The organism is Enterobacter sp. MGH 4 (genome assembly GCF_000534735.1).
In the GTDB taxonomy this organism is placed as follows: Bacteria; Pseudomonadota; Gammaproteobacteria; order Enterobacterales; family Enterobacteriaceae; genus Enterobacter; species Enterobacter intestinihominis.
On record NZ_KI973293.1, the window covers coordinates 100,965 to 117,265 of the forward strand.

Annotated in this window: 17 protein-coding genes; 15 read left to right on the top strand and 2 right to left on the bottom strand. The window is 58.4% G+C overall.

Annotation, left to right across the window (positions count from 1 at the left end):
- Positions 1-92: 92 nt before the first annotated feature.
- From ytfR to L350_RS10100, 4 genes are all read left to right on the top strand, one after another.
- Positions 93-1,595 carry a galactofuranose ABC transporter, ATP-binding protein YtfR gene (gene ytfR, locus L350_RS10115; protein WP_022646854.1) on the top strand — a complete coding sequence of 501 codons (1,503 nt, stop codon included), beginning with the start codon at positions 93-95 and terminating at the stop codon, positions 1,593-1,595.
- 10 nt (positions 1,596-1,605) lie between these two features.
- Positions 1,606-2,631 carry a galactofuranose ABC transporter, ATP-binding protein YtfT gene (gene ytfT, locus L350_RS10110; RefSeq protein WP_161496795.1) on the top strand — a complete coding sequence of 342 codons (1,026 nt, stop codon included), beginning with the start codon at positions 1,606-1,608 and terminating at the stop codon, positions 2,629-2,631.
- Positions 2,618-3,619 (top strand): galactofuranose ABC transporter, permease protein YjfF, encoded by a 1,002-nt coding sequence (gene yjfF / locus L350_RS10105; RefSeq protein ID WP_022646856.1) that lies wholly within the window; start codon positions 2,618-2,620, stop codon positions 3,617-3,619. Before ytfT ends, yjfF begins: the two co-directional genes overlap by 14 nt.
- Positions 3,620-3,712: 93 nt before the next feature.
- Complete coding sequence (locus L350_RS10100) at positions 3,713-5,281, top strand: methyl-accepting chemotaxis protein (protein WP_032625222.1); 1,569 nt, start codon at positions 3,713-3,715, stop codon at positions 5,279-5,281.
- 39 nt (positions 5,282-5,320) lie between these two features.
- Here L350_RS10100 and fbp read toward each other — a convergent pair whose 3' ends face one another.
- On the bottom strand, positions 5,321-6,319 hold the full coding sequence (gene fbp / locus L350_RS10095) for a class 1 fructose-bisphosphatase (protein WP_022646858.1): 999 nt from the start codon (positions 6,317-6,319) through the stop codon (positions 5,321-5,323).
- 179 nt (positions 6,320-6,498) lie between these two features.
- Between fbp and mpl the strand changes: the two genes are divergently transcribed.
- Positions 6,499-7,872: a UDP-N-acetylmuramate:L-alanyl-gamma-D-glutamyl-meso-diaminopimelate ligase gene (gene mpl, locus L350_RS10090; RefSeq protein WP_022646859.1), complete on the top strand. Its 1,374-nt coding sequence runs from the start codon at positions 6,499-6,501 to the stop codon at positions 7,870-7,872.
- A 105-nt stretch (positions 7,873-7,977) separates the two neighbouring features.
- Here the strand turns inward: mpl and yjgA are convergent, their stop codons facing one another.
- Entirely contained in the window at positions 7,978-8,529 is a 552-nt protein-coding gene (gene yjgA / locus L350_RS10085; protein ID WP_003856072.1) for a ribosome biogenesis factor YjgA, read from the bottom strand.
- A 95-nt stretch (positions 8,530-8,624) separates the two neighbouring features.
- Here yjgA and pmbA point away from each other — a divergent pair, with 95 nt between their 5' ends.
- From pmbA to dagF, 10 genes are all read left to right on the top strand, one after another.
- Positions 8,625-9,977, top strand: a complete 1,353-nt coding sequence (pmbA, locus tag L350_RS10080) for a metalloprotease PmbA (protein ID WP_023299182.1) — start codon at positions 8,625-8,627, stop codon at positions 9,975-9,977.
- A 42-nt stretch (positions 9,978-10,019) separates the two neighbouring features.
- Positions 10,020-10,406, top strand: coding sequence for a cytochrome b562 (gene cybC / locus L350_RS10075; RefSeq protein WP_022646861.1), 387 nt, complete (start codon positions 10,020-10,022; stop codon positions 10,404-10,406).
- Positions 10,407-10,716: 310 nt separating this feature from the next.
- Entirely contained in the window at positions 10,717-11,055 is a 339-nt protein-coding gene (locus L350_RS10070) for a PRD domain-containing protein (protein ID WP_026080657.1), read from the top strand.
- 10 nt (positions 11,056-11,065) lie between these two features.
- On the top strand, positions 11,066-11,428 hold the full coding sequence (locus L350_RS10065) for an SFCGS family glycine-rich protein (protein WP_006810339.1): 363 nt from the start codon (positions 11,066-11,068) through the stop codon (positions 11,426-11,428).
- 2 nt (positions 11,429-11,430) lie between these two features.
- Entirely contained in the window at positions 11,431-11,730 is a 300-nt protein-coding gene (locus tag L350_RS10060; RefSeq protein ID WP_006810338.1) for a DUF4312 family protein, read from the top strand.
- A 22-nt stretch (positions 11,731-11,752) separates the two neighbouring features.
- Positions 11,753-12,529, top strand: coding sequence for a DUF4311 domain-containing protein (locus tag L350_RS10055; RefSeq protein WP_006810337.1), 777 nt, complete (start codon positions 11,753-11,755; stop codon positions 12,527-12,529).
- Positions 12,530-12,542: 13 nt separating this feature from the next.
- Complete coding sequence (locus L350_RS10050) at positions 12,543-13,184, top strand: DUF4310 family protein (RefSeq protein WP_003856081.1); 642 nt, start codon at positions 12,543-12,545, stop codon at positions 13,182-13,184.
- Positions 13,185-13,226: 42 nt separating this feature from the next.
- Positions 13,227-14,360 (top strand): amidohydrolase/deacetylase family metallohydrolase, encoded by a 1,134-nt coding sequence (locus L350_RS10045; protein WP_032625226.1) that lies wholly within the window; start codon positions 13,227-13,229, stop codon positions 14,358-14,360.
- A complete protein-coding gene (locus L350_RS10040) occupies positions 14,344-15,462 on the top strand; it encodes a DgaE family pyridoxal phosphate-dependent ammonia lyase (protein ID WP_032625228.1) in 1,119 nt (372 codons plus the stop codon). The genes L350_RS10045 and L350_RS10040 overlap by 17 nt, the downstream gene beginning before the upstream one ends.
- Positions 15,459-16,199, top strand: a complete 741-nt coding sequence (dagF, locus tag L350_RS10035; protein ID WP_023299185.1) for a 2-dehydro-3-deoxy-phosphogluconate aldolase — start codon at positions 15,459-15,461, stop codon at positions 16,197-16,199. Before L350_RS10040 ends, dagF begins: the two co-directional genes overlap by 4 nt.
- The last annotated feature ends 102 nt before the right edge of the window (positions 16,200-16,301 follow it).

The window sequence follows — 16,301 nt, forward strand, 5'->3', positions numbered from 1 at the left end:
AGAGGGAAAAGGGCAGTTTGGGCAGAAAATTAAAGACTGGCACGAATAATCCCCTCTCCCCTCCGGGGAGAGGGTCAGGGTGAGGGGAAACCATGACCACCGAACAACACCAGGAAATCCTCCGCACAGAGGGCCTGAGTAAATTTTTCCCTGGCGTTAAGGCGCTGGATAACGTTGATTTCAGCCTGCGGCGTGGGGAGATCATGGCGTTGCTCGGCGAAAACGGGGCGGGGAAGTCGACGCTGATTAAAACCCTGACCGGGGTCTATCACGCCGATCGCGGCGCTATCTGGCTGGAAGGTAATGCTATTTCGCCCAAAAACACCGCGCATGCGCAGCAACTGGGGATCGGCACGGTCTACCAGGAAGTGAACCTGCTGCCAAACATGTCGGTAGCGGATAACCTGTTTATTGGCCGCGAGCCCAGACGTTTTGGCCTGCTGCGCCGTAAAGAGATGGAAGCGCGCGCCGCGAAGCTGATGGAATCGTATGGCTTCTCTCTCGACGTGCGCGAACCGCTGAACCGTTTTTCCGTGGCGATGCAGCAGATCGTGGCGATCTGTCGCGCTATCGATCTCTCGGCGAAAGTGCTGATCCTCGATGAACCCACCGCCAGCCTCGATACCCAGGAAGTGGAGATGCTTTTTACCCTGATGCGCCAGCTGCGCGATCAGGGCGTGAGCCTTATCTTTGTTACGCACTTCCTCGATCAGGTTTACGAGGTGAGCGACCGTATTACGGTGCTGCGCAACGGCGGCTTTGTCGGCTGCCGGGAAACCCGCGAGCTGCCGCAGATTGAGCTGGTCAAAATGATGCTGGGCCGCGAGCTGGAGACCAACGCACTCCAGCGCGCGGGCCGCACGCTGCTGAGCGAAAAACCGATCGCCGCGTTTCACGATTACGGCAAAAAAGGGACCATCGCGCCGTTTAACCTCGAGGTACGCCCCGGTGAAATTGTGGGTCTGGCAGGGCTGTTAGGCTCCGGGCGCACCGAAACCGCCGAAGTGATCTTCGGGATCAAACCTGCCGACAGCGGAACGGCGCTGATCAAAGGCAAACCGCAAACGCTACGTTCACCGCATCAGGCGTCGTGCCTCGGCGTGGGCTTCTGCCCGGAGGACAGAAAAACGGACGGGATTATTGCCGCCGCCTCGGTGCGGGAAAACATCATTCTGGCGCTACAGGCCCAGCGCGGCTGGCTGCGTCCGATCCCTAAGCGCGAGCAGAACGCGATTGCCGAGCGCTTCATCCGCCAGCTCGGTATCCGTACCCCGAGCGCGGAACAGCCCATCGAGTTCCTTTCGGGCGGTAATCAGCAGAAGGTGTTGCTCTCGCGCTGGCTGCTGACCAAACCGCAGTTCCTGATCCTCGACGAGCCCACGCGCGGTATCGACGTGGGCGCGCATGCCGAAATCATCCGGCTTATCGAAACGCTGTGCGCCGACGGTCTGGCGCTGCTGGTGATCTCGTCTGAGCTGGAGGAGCTGGTTGGCTATGCCGATCGCGTCATCATCATGCGCGATCGCAGGCAGGTGGCAGAGATCCCGCTGGATAAACTGTCGGTTCCGGCGATCATGAATGCCATCGCGGCGTAAGGAGTCATATGTGATGTCCCGTTCTCTTTCGCAAACTGGCGAAGCGAAGCGCCGCTTCAGCTGGCCGACCGGCACGCCGCAAATCGTGGCGCTGCTGCTGGTGCTGCTGGTGGATAGCCTGGTAGCTCCGCATTTCTTCCAGATCGTCGTGCAGGATGGCCGCCTGTTTGGTAGCCCGATCGACATCTTAAACCGTGCCGCGCCCGTGGCGCTGCTGGCGATTGGCATGACGCTGGTGATTGCCACCGGCGGGATTGACCTCTCCGTCGGTGCGGTAATGGCAATTGCGGGCGCCACCGCCGCCTCGATGACCGTTGCCGGGCACAGCCTGCCGGTGGTTCTGCTGGCCGCGCTGGGCTCCGGTGTATTAGCCGGGCTGTGGAACGGCATTCTGGTCGCGGTGCTCAAGATCCAGCCGTTTGTCGCGACGTTGATTTTGATGGTGGCCGGGCGCGGTGTGGCGCAGCTTATCACCTCCGGTCAAATCGTCACCTTTACCTCCCCGAATCTTGCGTGGATCGGCAGCGGTAATTTTCTGTTCTTCCCGACGCCGGTTATCGTCGCGCTGGTGACGCTGGTAGTGTTCTGGCTTTTCACCCGCAAAACGGCGCTCGGGATGTTCATCGAAGCGGTGGGGATTAACATTCGGGCCGCGAAAAACGCCGGGGTAAATACACGGCTGATGGTGATGCTGACCTACGTGCTGAGCGGCGTCTGTGCTGCGATTGCCGGGGTGATTGTGGCGGCCGACATTCGCGGGGCGGATGCCAACAACGCCGGACTCTGGCTGGAGCTTGATGCGATCCTCGCGGTGGTTATCGGCGGTGGGTCGCTGATGGGCGGACGTTTTAATCTGCTGCTCTCGGTGGTGGGGGCGTTAATTATTCAGGGTATGAATACCGGTATTTTGCTCTCCGGGTTCCAGCCGGAGCTTAATCAGGTCGTCAAAGCGGTCGTGGTGCTTATCGTACTTATCGTGCAGTCGCCGCGCTTTATCACTCTCATTAAGGGGTTCCGCGGTCATGATAAAACGTAATTTGCCGTTAATGATCACGCTGGGTGTGTTCGTGCTGGGATACCTTTACTGCCTGACCCAGTTCCCGGGCTTCGCCTCCACGCGGGTGATTTGCAACATCCTGACCGACAACGCCTTTTTAGGCATTATCGCCGTCGGCATGACGTTTGTGATCCTCTCCGGCGGGATCGATCTCTCCGTTGGGTCGGTGATCGCCTTTACCGGCGTGTTCCTTGCCAAGGCGATTGGCTTTTGGGGCATTTCGCCGCTGCTGGCGTTTCCGCTGGTGCTGGTCATGGGCTGCGCGTTCGGCGCCTTTATGGGGCTTTTGATCGACGCGCTGAAAATCCCGGCGTTTATCATCACCCTCGCCGGGATGTTCTTCCTGCGCGGCGTGAGCTATCTGGTGTCGGAGGAGTCAATTCCGATTAACCACCCGATCTACGACACGCTCTCCAGCCTTGCGTGGAAAATTCCCGGCGGAGGGCGCCTGAGCGCAATGGGGCTGCTGATGCTGGGCGTGGTGGTGATCGGGATCTTCCTCGCTCACCGTACCCGGTTTGGTAACCAGGTTTATGCCATTGGCGGCAGCGCCACGTCCGCGAACCTGATGGGGATTTCCACGCGCAGCACCACCATCCGCATCTATATGCTTTCGACCGGCCTTGCCACGCTCGCGGGGATTGTGTTTTCGGTATACACCCAGGCAGGCTATGCCCTGGCGGGGGTGGGCGTTGAGCTTGACGCCATTGCCTCGGTGGTGATTGGCGGTACGCTGCTCAGCGGCGGGGTAGGGACGGTGCTCGGTACGCTGTTTGGCGTGGCGATCCAGGGGCTGATTCAGACCTATATCAACTTCGACGGCACGCTCAGCTCCTGGTGGACCAAAATCGCCATCGGTATTCTGCTGTTTATTTTTATCGCGCTCCAGCGCGGCCTGACGGTGCTGTGGGAGAACCGCCAGAGCTCGCCTGTTACCCGTGTGAATACATCTTTAACAGGGCGATAACATGCTGAAATTGCTTAAACTCTAAACATTTTCCGGTAGCGGTCGATACTCTTTTTTTATGCCCAGAAATATCTCGCTACCGGAAATAACATCATGCTTAAAACGCTATCGATTCGTACCGGCTTGCTCTCTTTACTGGCCGTTATGACCCTTCTGCTGCTGATTGTCAGCGGCATTGGCATTTATGCCCTTACGCAAAGTTCTGCTTCTCTCCAGCGCATCAATCATCTTCAGGGTGAACAGATGGTGCAGCTGAATGCCGGCTATACGCTGATCCTGCGCGCACGTAATGAAGCGGGACAGGCCGTCCGCATGATGGAGGTCGGCCTGCTGGACGATGCGGCCAGGGCGGTCAAAACCATTAACCAGGAAGTGGCGCTGGCACAGAAAACGCTCAAGGGCGTGATCGGCGGCGGCGTGGCGGATGAGCAGGGGCAAAAGCTGCTGGATAACGTCGCCGCGAGCCTGGCGGTGTACAACCAGCAGGGTATCAGCCCGATGCTGAAAGCCCTGAACGAGCAAAGTGCGGACGGCTATTACGATCTGCTAGAAAGCAAGCTGGTCCCGGTGGCGAAGCAGTTTGATAACGATATGCAGACGTTCCAGACGTGGAGCGAGGCGCGCGGCAAAGCGGAGGTGAGCGCCGTGCAGGCGAGTAAAACCCGTGTGCTGATCCTGATTATCGTCGCGGCGCTGCTGACGGCAGGCATTATCGTGCTGGCCTGGCTGGTGCTGCGCCATATGCTGCTCAAGCCGCTTTCAGCCTCAATTGCCCAGCTGGAGCACGTAGCGGCCGGGGATTTAACCCACACCCTGAACGCGCCGGCGAGCCAGGAATTTAATCGCCTCAACGCGGTCATCGAAGAGATGCGCCAGTCGCTGATGAATTCCGTTCTGCGGGTGCGTGACGCCAGCTCGCAGATTGATACCGGCAGCCGCGAGCTGACGGCAGGGAACCTGAACCTGGCCCAGCGCACGGAATCCACCGCCACCTCGCTGGAGCAGACGGCCGCCAGCATGGAAGAGATCACCGCCACGGTGAAACTTAACGCCGATAACGCCGGGCAGGCGCACCAGCTGGCGCAGTCGGTCTCCGATACCGCCGATCATGGCAGCGAAATGGTCTGCTACGTCATTGAGAAGATGCGCGACATCGCCGGCAGCTCGACGCGCATCGCCGATATCCTGAGCGTCATCGACGGCATTGCCTTCCAGACTAATATTCTGGCGCTGAACGCCTCCGTGGAAGCGGCGCGCGCGGGCGAGCAGGGACGGGGTTTTGCGGTCGTGGCGGGTGAGGTGCGTAATCTCGCCAGCCGCAGTGCTGATGCGGCGAAAGAGATCCGCTCGCTGATCAGCGATTCGCAAACCCACGTGAACGAGGGCAGCGAGCTGGCGCAACAGGCCGGTGAGACGATGGACGAGATCGCTACCGAAGTGCTGCGTATGACCAAACTGATGCGAGAAATTGCGACGGCGTCTCAGGAGCAGAGCCGCGGTATTGAGCAGGTTAACATTGCCGTCAATCAGATGGATGAAACGGCGCAACAAAACGCGGCGCTGGTTCAGCAATCCTCTGCGGCAACGCGTTCCCTGGAGGAACAATCGCGCGAGCTGATGGAGGCGATGGCATCCTTCAAACTGACGGCGCAAACGGCATGATAAAAATAGGGGAGCCTGTCGGGCTCCCCTATTTACGCGTTACGCGTCCGGGAATTCGCGGATCATGCGTTCAACGTCTTCCACCATGTGGTCGTTGCCGACAAAGAACGAACGGCGCTGGTGCAGGCTTTCCGGCACGATATCCAGAATACGCTCTTTACCGTCACTCGCTTTGCCGCCTGCCTGTTCGGCCAGGAATGCCATCGGGTTGCACTCGTACAGCAGACGCAGTTTTCCGTCCGGGTGGCTGGCGGTGCTTGGGTAGAGGTAAATACCACCCTTCAGCAGGTTACGGTGGAAATCCGCCACCAGCGAGCCGATATAGCGCGAGGTGTACGGGCGCTGGGTGGCTTTATCCTCTTCCTGGCAGAATTTGATGTATTTCTTCACGCCATTCGGGAATCGGATGTAGTTGCCTTCGTTGATGGAGTAGGTATTGCCCTTCTCCGGGAAGCGCATGCGCTCCTGGCTCAGACAGAAAACGCCCAGCGACGGATCGTAGGTAAAGGCGTGCACGCCGCAGCCGGTGGTGTACACCAGCATGGTGGATGAGCCATACACCACGTAACCGGCAGCAACCTGCTTGCTGCCCGGCTGCAGGAAGTCTTCTTCCGTCACCGGTGTGCCAACCGGGGTGACGCGACGGTAGATGGAGAAAATGGTACCGACAGAAACGTTAACGTCGATGTTGGAGGAGCCGTCCAGCGGATCCATCAGAACAACGTATTTTGCGTGTTCACACCCTTCGAATACGACGATCTCATCTTCTTCTTCAGAGGCGATACCCGCAACGATGTCGCGCGCGCGCAGTGCTGCTTTCAGTTTTTCATTGGCGAACAGGTCGAGTTTCTGCTGAACCTCACCCTGAACGTTCTCGGCACCGCTGGCACCCAGGATATCGACCAGACCGGCCTTGTTGATATCGCGGTGGATGATCTTAGCGCCCAGCTTTATTGCCGACAGCAAAGCAGTGAGCTCACCCGTAGCATGAGAGAACTCGTGCTGCTTTTCGACAATAAATTCACCTAACGTTTTCATAACACTTTCCCTGCATCTTATGTTGAGTAAAGCGGTTGATGTCCAACAATCTTAACAAACATTCAAATATTAGCGCAGAGGTGAATCGCGCCAGCAAAATACGGATTTACCTGAAATGCGTTTCACAGCCGCTGACATGTGAGTAAAATGTGCGCCACATTGAAGAAGGATAGTGACGTATGCGCATTCATATATTGGGGATTTGTGGCACTTTCATGGGCGGACTGGCAATGCTGGCGCGCTCGCTGGGCCATGAAGTGACAGGTTCGGACGCCAATGTGTATCCGCCGATGAGCACGCTGCTGGAGAAGCAGGGGATTTCTCTGATTCAGGGATATGACGCCAGCCAGCTCGAGCCGCAGCCGGATCTGGTGATCGTTGGTAACGCCATGACCCGTGGGAATCCATGCGTTGAAGCGGTGCTGGAACGCAATATCCCGTACATGTCTGGCCCGCAGTGGCTGCATGACTTTGTCCTGCGCGACCGCTGGGTTGTCGCCGTTGCCGGGACGCACGGCAAAACCACCACCGCCGGTATGGCGACCTGGATCCTCGAAGCCTGCGGCTACAAGCCGGGGTTCGTGATCGGCGGCGTGCCGGGGAATTTCGACGTCTCCGCGCGTCTGGGCGACAGCCCGTTCTTTGTGATTGAAGCGGATGAATACGACTGCGCGTTCTTCGACAAGCGCTCCAAGTTCGTGCATTACTGCCCACGCACGCTGATCCTCAACAACCTTGAGTTCGATCACGCGGATATCTTTGACGACCTGAAAGCGATTCAGAAACAGTTCCACCATCTGGTGCGCATTGTTCCGGGTCAGGGCCGCATTATCCTGCCGGAGAACGACATCAACCTGAAGCAGACTATGGCGATGGGGTGCTGGAGCGAGCAGGAGCTGGTTGGCGAGCAGGGGCACTGGCAGGCGAAAAAGCTCAACGCGGATGCTTCCGAATGGGAAGTGCTGCTCGACGGCGAAAAAGTGGGCGAAGTGAAGTGGGGCCTGGTGGGTGAGCACAATATGCACAACGGCCTGATGGCGATCGCCGCGGCGCGTCACGTGGGCGTACTGCCTGCGGATGCCGCCAATGCGCTGGGTTCATTCATTAACGCCCGCCGCCGTCTGGAGCTGCGTGGTGAAGCGAATGGCGTGACGGTGTACGACGATTTCGCGCACCACCCAACCGCCATTCTGGCGACGCTTGCCGCATTGCGTGGCAAAGTTGGCGGCACCGCGCGTATTCTGGCCGTGCTGGAACCGCGTTCGAACACCATGAAAATGGGGATATGCAAAGACGATCTCGCGCCGTCCTTAGGGCGTGCCGACGAGGTCTTCCTCCTGCAACCGCAGCATATTCCGTGGCAGGTGGCCGAAGTGGCCGACGCCTGCATTCAGCCAGCGCACTGGAGTGCGGACGTGGATGTCTTAGCGGATATGGTGGTGAAAGCCGCACAGCCTGGCGATCACATTCTGGTGATGAGCAACGGCGGGTTTGGTGGGATCCATCAGAAGCTGCTGGACGGTCTGGCGAAGAAAGCCGCGGCCGCAGAGTAAAAAAAGGCCCGGTGGCGCTAGCGCTTACCGGGCCTACATTTTTTCGCACGACCTTGTAGGCCGGATAAGGCGTTTACGCCGCCATCCGGCGCAAACCCGCACAGATTACTCTTCGTTCTCAGACAGCTCGCGCAGATACTGGAAAATCAGACGCGCAGACTTCGGCGGCTTATTCCCTTCTTTCTCTTTCTTCGCGTTACGGATCAAAGAACGCAGCTGCTGGCGGTCGGCATTCGGCCACAGGTTCAGCACTTCAGGTACCGCGTCATCACCTTGCTCGATCAGACGGTCGCGGATCTGCTCCAGCTTATGGAACAGCGCAACCTGCTGGTTGTGGCGGTTCTTAAGTTTATCCAGCGCCTGACGGATCGGCTCAACATCGCGCTGACGCAGCAGTTTCCCGATAAGCTGAAGCTGGCGGCGACGCCCTTCTTTCTTGATTTTCTGTGCCAGTTCAATGGCATCACGCAGATCCTGGTCGAGCGGGATCTTATCCAGCGCGTTCTTACCCAGTTCTACCATTTCTGCGCCAAGCTGTTTTAACTCTTCGGCGTCACGTTTAATTTCACTTTTACTGACCCAGATGATCTCATCATCTTCGTCTTCGATGTCATCACCGGGAACGTCGTCGAGCCAGTCTTCGGGCTGCTTAGTCATGTCAGGCTCCTTAAAAAAAGAGGCTAATGTTACCAGTTAAGACGCGCACTGAAAAACGGTTCTCTGTTAGACTTCACTTAACTCTCTCTTACAGTATGGCATTTGCGATGAAAGTAACCTCACAAGTTGAAGCGCAGCGTAAGATCCTGGAAGAAGCCGTCTCCACCGCGCTGATGCTCGCTTCAGGTAAATCAGATGGCGCCGAAGTGGCGGTCAGCAAAACCACCGGCATTAGCGTGAGCACCCGCTATGGCGAAGTGGAGAATGTAGAATTTAACAGCGATGGCGCGCTGGGGATCACGGTGTATCACCAGAATCGCAAAGGCAGCGCGTCGTCTACCGATCTCAGCCCGGATGCCATCGCCCGTACAGTGCAGGCGGCGCTGGATATCGCGCGGTACACCTCCCCGGATCCTTACGCTGGCGTGGCTGATAAAGAGCTGCTGGCGTTTGACGCGCCGGATCTCGATCTGTTCCATCCGGCGGAAGTGACCCCGGATGAAGCCATTGAGCTGGCCTCGCGCGCCGAGCAGGCGTCTTTGCAGGCTGACAAACGCATCACCAATACCGAAGGCGGCAGCTTTAACAGCCACTACGGCATCAAAGTGTTTGGTAACTCCCATGGCATGTTGCAGGGGTACTGCTCAACCCGCCACTCGCTTTCCAGCTGCGTGATCGCCGAAGAGAACGGCGATATGGAGCGTGATTACGCGTATACCATTGGCCGCGCGCTGGGGGATTTGCAGTCTCCGGAGTGGGTGGGAAAAGAGTGCGCCGAACGCACGCTGTCACGCCTCTCGCCGCGTAAACTCTCCACCATGAAAGCCCCGGTCATTTTTGCCAACGAAGTGGCAACCGGTCTGTTTGGTCATCTGGTGGGGGCGATTGCGGGTGGTTCGGTGTACCGTAAATCGACCTTCCTGCTCGACTCGCTGGGCAAGCAGATCCTGCCGGAATGGCTGACCATCGAAGAGCACCCGCACCTGCTGAAAGGGCTGGCCTCCACGCCGTTCGACAGCGAAGGCGTGCGCACGGAGCGCCGGGATATCGTTAAAGACGGCATTCTGACCCAGTGGCTGCTGACCAACTACTCCGCGCGTAAGCTGGGGCTGAAAAGCACCGGGCACGCGGGCGGCATTCATAACTGGCGCATTGCCGGGCAGGGCCTGAATTTTGAACAGATGCTGAAAGAGATGGGCACCGGTCTGGTGGTCACCGAGCTGATGGGGCAGGGCGTGAGCGGTATCACCGGCGACTACTCTCGCGGCGCAGCGGGCTTCTGGGTGGAAAACGGTGAAATTCAGTATCCGGTGAGCGAAATCACCATCGCCGGCAACCTCAAGGACATGTGGCGCAATATTGTTACGGTCGGTAACGATATTGAAACACGCAGCAATATTCAGTGTGGTTCTGTATTACTGCCGGAGATGAAAATCGCCGGGCAATAATCCCCGTAAAAGCGTGATTTATAATAAAAAAGGAAGTGAGCAATGCGTAAACACCTGTTAGCGATCGTCGCGGCTTCAACGCTGGTTCTTGGCTCATCTGCGTTTGCTGCCGATCTTGAAGACAACATGGACATCCTCAGTCAAAACCTGAAGGTGGTGCAGAAAACCGACGATGCGGCGGAGATGAAAGACGCACTGACCAAAATGCGTGAAGCGGCGCTGGATGCGCAAAAAGCGACGCCGCCGAAGCTGGAAAGCAAAGCGGCGGACAGCGCCGAGATGAAAGACTACCGCCACGGTTTTGACGTGCTGGTCGGCCAGATCGACGGCGCGCTGAAGCTGGCGAACGAAGGCAAAGTGAAGGAAGCCCAGGCGGCAGCCGACCAGTTTGCGGCGACCCGCAACGCGTATCACAAAAAGTATCGTTGATAGTCTGGATGAGCGGGGCGCGTTAAGCATCCCCGCTCACACTCTTCTCCATCCCCATAAGAAAACCTTATCCACGTCACATTTCTACGAGCCTGCTCGTAATCTTTTCCACTCCGCTTACCTGTTTAGTGCCGCGTAATAGCGTGATATTCATCACGTAAATCCAGCGATTAATCCAGATTCACCGCATTTATGTGGCACAGATCACTGCCGCGGCTCGCCTTTCCACTTCGAAGTGGAAAACAACTCGCTACAAACAACGCCCCCTCGACGTTAGTTTTATTCCAGAGCCATTAACGGGGTAAGACGAGTGATTAACGGAGCGGTAATGAACGACGTTGGGGAACAGGCGGTGCAAACAGAACAGCTCGCGAACACCATGCTTCAGCAGGTCTACGCCCTGCTGGCCCGGCACAACATCATCCCCAACGCGGTACAGGAGCAGATGCTGACCTCCCACGTTCGCGCAATGGCGCACCGGTCTGTGACCGGCGAGCCGCTGCCGGAGGTTGAAGCAGAGCTGTTCGACGAAATTTCACCAGATTCAATGCAACTTGCCCGTGAAGTGGTAGCGCAGTTTGGCAATCTTCCTGATGAAGAAGCCTGGCTGCTCTCCGTTCACTTCGAAGTCGCGAAAGACAACCTTTAAGGAGCAACACATGGAACAGATTACAGTCGTGATTGGCGATCGCCTGGGTAAAGGTCAGAAAGTGGCTGCGGGTGTGGAAAAAGCCGGCGGACGCGCGGTTGTCGTACCGGGCATGGCAGCGGATATGAAGCTCGGTGACGTGATGAAAGCAGAAAACGCCACCTTCGGGATCTCGTTCTGCGGCAGCGGCGGCGCGGGTGCCATCACCGCCCAGACCAAATACGGCTACAAGGCCAAATACGGCATGCGCTCCGTGGATGAGGGGGTGACCGCTATCAACGAAGGCTGCAACGTGCTGGGCTTTGGCTTTATGGATAAAGAAGAGCTGGGCGAGCGTCTGGTACAGGCGTGGCAGAAGAAATACGGCGCATAAGCATGAAAGAACAGTTCACAACCACGGTGAGAGTGAAGGGGAAGGGCGATGCCAAAGCGCGCGCCTTTGCCGACGCGCTCAACCACGTTCAGGCCGCGGTGATGAAAGCCTCACCGCATATCTTACTGCGTATTGAGCCACAGGATGTGCAGGTCGTTCAGGCGCAAGAAGCGGTGCGTAAAGAAGCGTTTCTGTTCTTCTTTCTGCGCCGGGAAAGACGCACCTACAGCGTGGAGCTGGATGTGACCGTCAACGTGACAGCCATCAATCTAGACCAGGTGGATTTCGTCACGCAACGCTGATTATTCATAAAAGGGCAGACTGATGTTCTTAATTATATTAATAAAATCGCTCATCATTGGCGGCCTGGTTGGCGTCGGTGTTGGAGCCGGGGCTGCACGCATGTTTCATGCGCCTACCACTCAGGGTATGGGCGCGTTTCGTACATTGGGGGAACTGAACTCCTGTGAAGGGGATCCGGCGTCCCACTTCTCCTTTGGGTTAGGTTTCTTCTTTAACGCCTGGGCCTCTTCCGTGGCCGCAGGTGCCTTCACACAGGACGTTGACCACCGTATCATCCCGAACTGGGGTGCTGCTGCACTGATGATCAAAAACCGTAACGTCGGTGAAACGCTGCATGACCCGCGCAAAATGGCGATTGCCTGCGGCATTATCGGCATGATTGTCGTGACCTTCCTTAACCTGACTGCCTCCTCCGTTCCGGCTGCGCTTCAGGTCACTGCCGTGAAGGTGCTGGTGCCTGCCGCGAACCTGCTGGTCAACACCGTGATGCCGGTGATCTTCTGGCTGGCAGCCATCGACGCGGGTAAAAAATCGGGCTTCTGGGCCACCATCTTTGGCGGCGCAGCGCAGCTGATCATGGGTAACGCCGTGCCGGGTCTGGTGCTGGGGATCCTGATCGGTAAAGGCGTGGAAGAGAGCGGCTGGAACCACGTCACCAAAGTGATGATGGCGGCGATCGTCCTGCTGTTCGTGCTGAGCGGCTTCTTCCGCGGCTTCGACATGAAGATGATCGAATCCTTCCATCTGACCGTGCCGAACTGGCTCGACATGATCCACAACTCGCTCAGCGGTAAATAACAGGAGCCTCTAAATGGAACAGAATAAAGGTTTTTGGTATGCCGACTGGTCGTTCCCGATCTTCGTTGGCCTGCTCTCCTCCGGCGTCTTCGCCGGGACGCACATGTACTACCTCTACGGCATCGGCGCGTTTAACGAAGTGGCCTTCGTGGCGATGCTGAAAGCGGGAATCGATACCGGCGTTTACGGCGCGGTGGCGGCGTTCGGCGCAAGCTTCCTTTTCGCCCGTATCATCGAAGGGTCGCTGGTCGGGATTCTCGACATCGGCGGGGCGATCCAGACCGGCGTGGGCCTCGGCGTACCGGCGCTGCTGCTGGGCGCGGGGATCATGTTCCCGGTGACCAACTTTATTGCCTCGCTGATTACCGGCCTGGTGATTGGTCTGGCGATTGGCTACGTCATCATCCTGGCGCGTAAGTTCACCATCAACCAGAGTAACTCCACCTACGGTGCAGACGTGATGATGGGCGCGGGTAACGCCTCCGGCCGCTTCCTCGGGCCGTTGATTATCCTCAGCGCCATGACCGCCTCCATTCCAATCGGCGTCGGTTCCCTGGTGGGCGCGCTGCTGTTCTACATCTGGCAGAAGCCGATTACCGGTGGCGCCATCCTCGGCGCAATGATTTTGGGCTGGCTGTTCCCGGTCGCCCTTTAATACCTGCGGGCGCTTCGGTGCCCGCCTTATCAGGAGAACCCCATGTTTGATCTACTCCTGCGCCGTGCGCGCCTCGCCGACGATACCCTGACCGATATCGCCATTCAGGACGGGAAGATCGCCGCGACAGGCCAAATTGACGCTCCCGCTCGTAAAACGGTTGAGCTTAACGGTGACGTGTTCGTCAGCGCGGGCTGGATTGACTCCCACGTCCACTGCTACCCGAACTCCCCGATCTACCACGACGAGCCGGACAGCGTGGGCATTGCCACCGGCGTTACCACCGTGGTGGACGCGGGCAGTACCGGGGCCGACGACGTGGATGATTTTTACGCCATCACCCGCAAAGCGTCCACCGAGGTGTTTGCCCTGCTGAACATCTCCCGCGTGGGGCTGATTGCCCAGAACGAGCTGGCCAATATGGCCAATATTGATGCTGATGCGGTGAAGCAGGCGGTGACGCGCTACCCGGATTTTATCGTCGGCCTGAAGGCGCGCATGAGCAGCAGCGTGGTCGGTGAAAACGGCATTACCCCGCTGGAGCGCGCGAAAGCGATTCAAAAAGAGAATGGCGACCTGCCGCTGATGGTGCACATCGGCAACAACCCGCCGAACCTCGATGAGATTGCCGAGCTGTTAAGCTCCGGCGACATCATTACCCACTGCTACAACGGCAAGCCTAACCGCATCCTGACGCCCTCCGGCGAGCTGCGCGCCTCCATTACGTCTGCGCTGAAGCGCGGCGTGCGTCTGGACGTCGGCCACGGCACGGCGAGCTTCAGCTTTGAGGTGGCGAAACGCGCCATCGCGATGGGCATTCTGCCGCACACCATCAGCTCGGATATCTACTGCCGCAACCGCATCAACGGCCCGGTCGGCTCGCTGGCCAGCGTGATGTCGAAATTCCTCGCCATCGGCATGTCATTGCCGCAGGTGATTGACTGCGTCACCGCCAACGCCGCAGACGGCCTGCGCCTGACGCGCAAAGGCCGCATTCAGCCTGGTCTCGACGCTGATCTGACGCTGTTCACCCTCAAACGCCAGCCGACGGTGCTGACGGATGCTGAAAACGACAGCCTGCAGGCTGAACACATTCTGGTGCCGCTTGCCGCGATCCGCGCGGGCAAGGGCTACATGACCGAACAAGGGAGCACGGAACATGCCTTCGATTTATGAGAAGTACAACTTAAAGCAGGTTATCAACACCTCTGGCCGCATGACGGCGCTGGGTGTCTCCACGCCGCGCCCGGAAGTGGTGCAGGCGGCGATGGACGGCATGAATCACTATTTCGAGATAAAGGATCTGGTCAATAAAACCGGCGAATACATCGCGAAGCTGCTGGAGGTGGAAGGCGCAACGGTGGTCTCCTGCGCGTCGGCGGGCATTGCCCAGTCCGTGGCGGCGGTACTGGTGAAAGACAGCGACTGGCTGCTGGAAAACCTGCACGTCACACCGATTGAGAACAACGAAATCGTCCTGCCGAAAGGCCACAACGTTAACTTTGGCGCGCCGGTAGCCACCATGGTAGCGCTGGGCGGCGGCAGGCTGGTGGAAGCGGGCTACGCCAACGAATGCTCTGCCGATCAGCTGGCGGCAGCGATCACCCCGCGTACAGCGGCTATCCTCTACATTAAATCGCACCACTGCGTACAGAAAAGCATGCTCAGCGTCGAGCAGGCGGCGGTGGTGGCGCGTAAACACGACCTGCCGCTGATCGTTGATGCCGCGGCGGAAGAAGATCTGCATACCTATTACCGCTCCGGCGCGGACCTGGTGATCTACAGCGGCGCGAAGGCGATTGAAGGCCCAACCAGCGGCCTGGTGATCGGCAAAACCCAGTACGTTGAGTGGGTGAAGCGCCAGACGGCGGGCATTGGCCGCGCGATGAAGGTGGGCAAAGAGGGGATCCTCGGCCTGACCTGCGCCATCGAACACTACCTGACGGCCACCAGGGAGAGCGGGGCCGAGATGGTGGCGAAAATGACGCCGTTTATTGACGCGCTCAACACCCTGAACGGCGTCACCGCCCGCGTGGTCTGGGACAGCGCGGGTCGCGATATCGCGCGCACCGAGATTAAGTTTGACGAAGCTACCACCGGCGTCGGCACCGGTGACCTGGTGAACGCGCTCAAGCAGGGCGAATACGCCATTTACTTCCGTGGCTATAAAGCTAACGAAGGGATTATCGAAGCGGATGTGCGCAGCGTGAATGCTGATCAGCTGAACATCGTGTACCGCCGTATTAGCGAAGTATTAGGACAGGAGAAAAAAGCATGAAACTGACCCCTAACTTTTACCGTGACCGCGTCTGCCTGAACGTGCTGGCAGGATCGAAAGCCAACGCCAGCGCCATTTACGAGGCGGCGGAAGGTCATGTGCTGGTGGGCGTGCTCTCCAAAAATTACCCCGACGTGGCGAGCGCCGTCGCGGATATGCGCGAGTACGCGGCACTGATTGATAACGCGCTCTCTGTGGGGCTGGGCGCAGGCGATCCGAACCAGTCGGCGATGGTGAGTGAAATCTCCCGCCAGGTACAGCCGCAGCACGTCAATCAGGTCTTTACCGGCGTGGCCGCCAGCCGCGCGCTGCTGGGGCAGAATGAGTCGGTGGTCAATGGCCTGGTCTCCCCGACCGGCACCGTCGGCATGGTTAAAATTTCCACCGGCCCGCTGAGCAGCAACGCGCCGGACGGCATTGTGCCGGTTGAAACCGCTATCGCCCTGCTGAAAGATTTCGGCGGAAGCTCAATCAAGTACTTCCCGATGGGCGGCCTCAAGTGCCGTGACGAGTATAAAGCGGTGGCGGAAGCCTGCGCCCGTCACGACTTCTGGCTGGAGCCGACCGGGGGAATCGATCTGGAGAACTTTGAGGAGATCCTGCAGATCGCCCTGGACGCGGGCGTGAGCAAAATCATCCCGCATATCTACAGCTCGATTATCGACAAAGCCAGCGGCGACACGCGTCCGGAAGATGTGCGTACGCTGCTGGAGATGACGAAGAAGCTGGTGAAGTAGAACCTGCCCTTCACCCAGCCCTCTCCCCAGAGGGGAGAGGGTGTAATCGTCCCCTCTCCCCTTTGGGGAGAGGGTTAGGGTGAGGGGAAACACACCGCACAC

What these genes read in the sequence shown, in the direction of transcription:
- ytfR (WP_022646854.1), top strand. Translation starts at nt 93, where the DNA reads ATGACCACCGAACAACACCAGGAAATCCTCCGCACAGAGGGCCTGAGT.
- yjfF (WP_022646856.1), top strand. Translation starts at nt 2,618, where the DNA reads ATGATAAAACGTAATTTGCCGTTAATGATCACGCTGGGTGTGTTCGTG.
- L350_RS10100 (WP_032625222.1), top strand. Translation starts at nt 3,713, where the DNA reads ATGCTTAAAACGCTATCGATTCGTACCGGCTTGCTCTCTTTACTGGCC.
- fbp (WP_022646858.1), bottom strand. Translation starts at nt 6,319, where the DNA reads ATGAAAACGTTAGGTGAATTTATTGTCGAAAAGCAGCACGAGTTCTCT.
- mpl (WP_022646859.1), top strand. Translation starts at nt 6,499, where the DNA reads ATGCGCATTCATATATTGGGGATTTGTGGCACTTTCATGGGCGGACTG.
- yjgA (WP_003856072.1), bottom strand. Translation starts at nt 8,529, where the DNA reads ATGACTAAGCAGCCCGAAGACTGGCTCGACGACGTTCCCGGTGATGAC.
- pmbA (WP_023299182.1), top strand. Translation starts at nt 8,625, where the DNA reads ATGGCATTTGCGATGAAAGTAACCTCACAAGTTGAAGCGCAGCGTAAG.
- cybC (WP_022646861.1), top strand. Translation starts at nt 10,020, where the DNA reads ATGCGTAAACACCTGTTAGCGATCGTCGCGGCTTCAACGCTGGTTCTT.
- L350_RS10065 (WP_006810339.1), top strand. Translation starts at nt 11,066, where the DNA reads ATGGAACAGATTACAGTCGTGATTGGCGATCGCCTGGGTAAAGGTCAG.
- L350_RS10060 (WP_006810338.1), top strand. Translation starts at nt 11,431, where the DNA reads ATGAAAGAACAGTTCACAACCACGGTGAGAGTGAAGGGGAAGGGCGAT.
- L350_RS10055 (WP_006810337.1), top strand. Translation starts at nt 11,753, where the DNA reads ATGTTCTTAATTATATTAATAAAATCGCTCATCATTGGCGGCCTGGTT.
- L350_RS10050 (WP_003856081.1), top strand. Translation starts at nt 12,543, where the DNA reads ATGGAACAGAATAAAGGTTTTTGGTATGCCGACTGGTCGTTCCCGATC.
- L350_RS10045 (WP_032625226.1), top strand. Translation starts at nt 13,227, where the DNA reads ATGTTTGATCTACTCCTGCGCCGTGCGCGCCTCGCCGACGATACCCTG.
- L350_RS10040 (WP_032625228.1), top strand. Translation starts at nt 14,344, where the DNA reads ATGCCTTCGATTTATGAGAAGTACAACTTAAAGCAGGTTATCAACACC.
- dagF (WP_023299185.1), top strand. Translation starts at nt 15,459, where the DNA reads ATGAAACTGACCCCTAACTTTTACCGTGACCGCGTCTGCCTGAACGTG.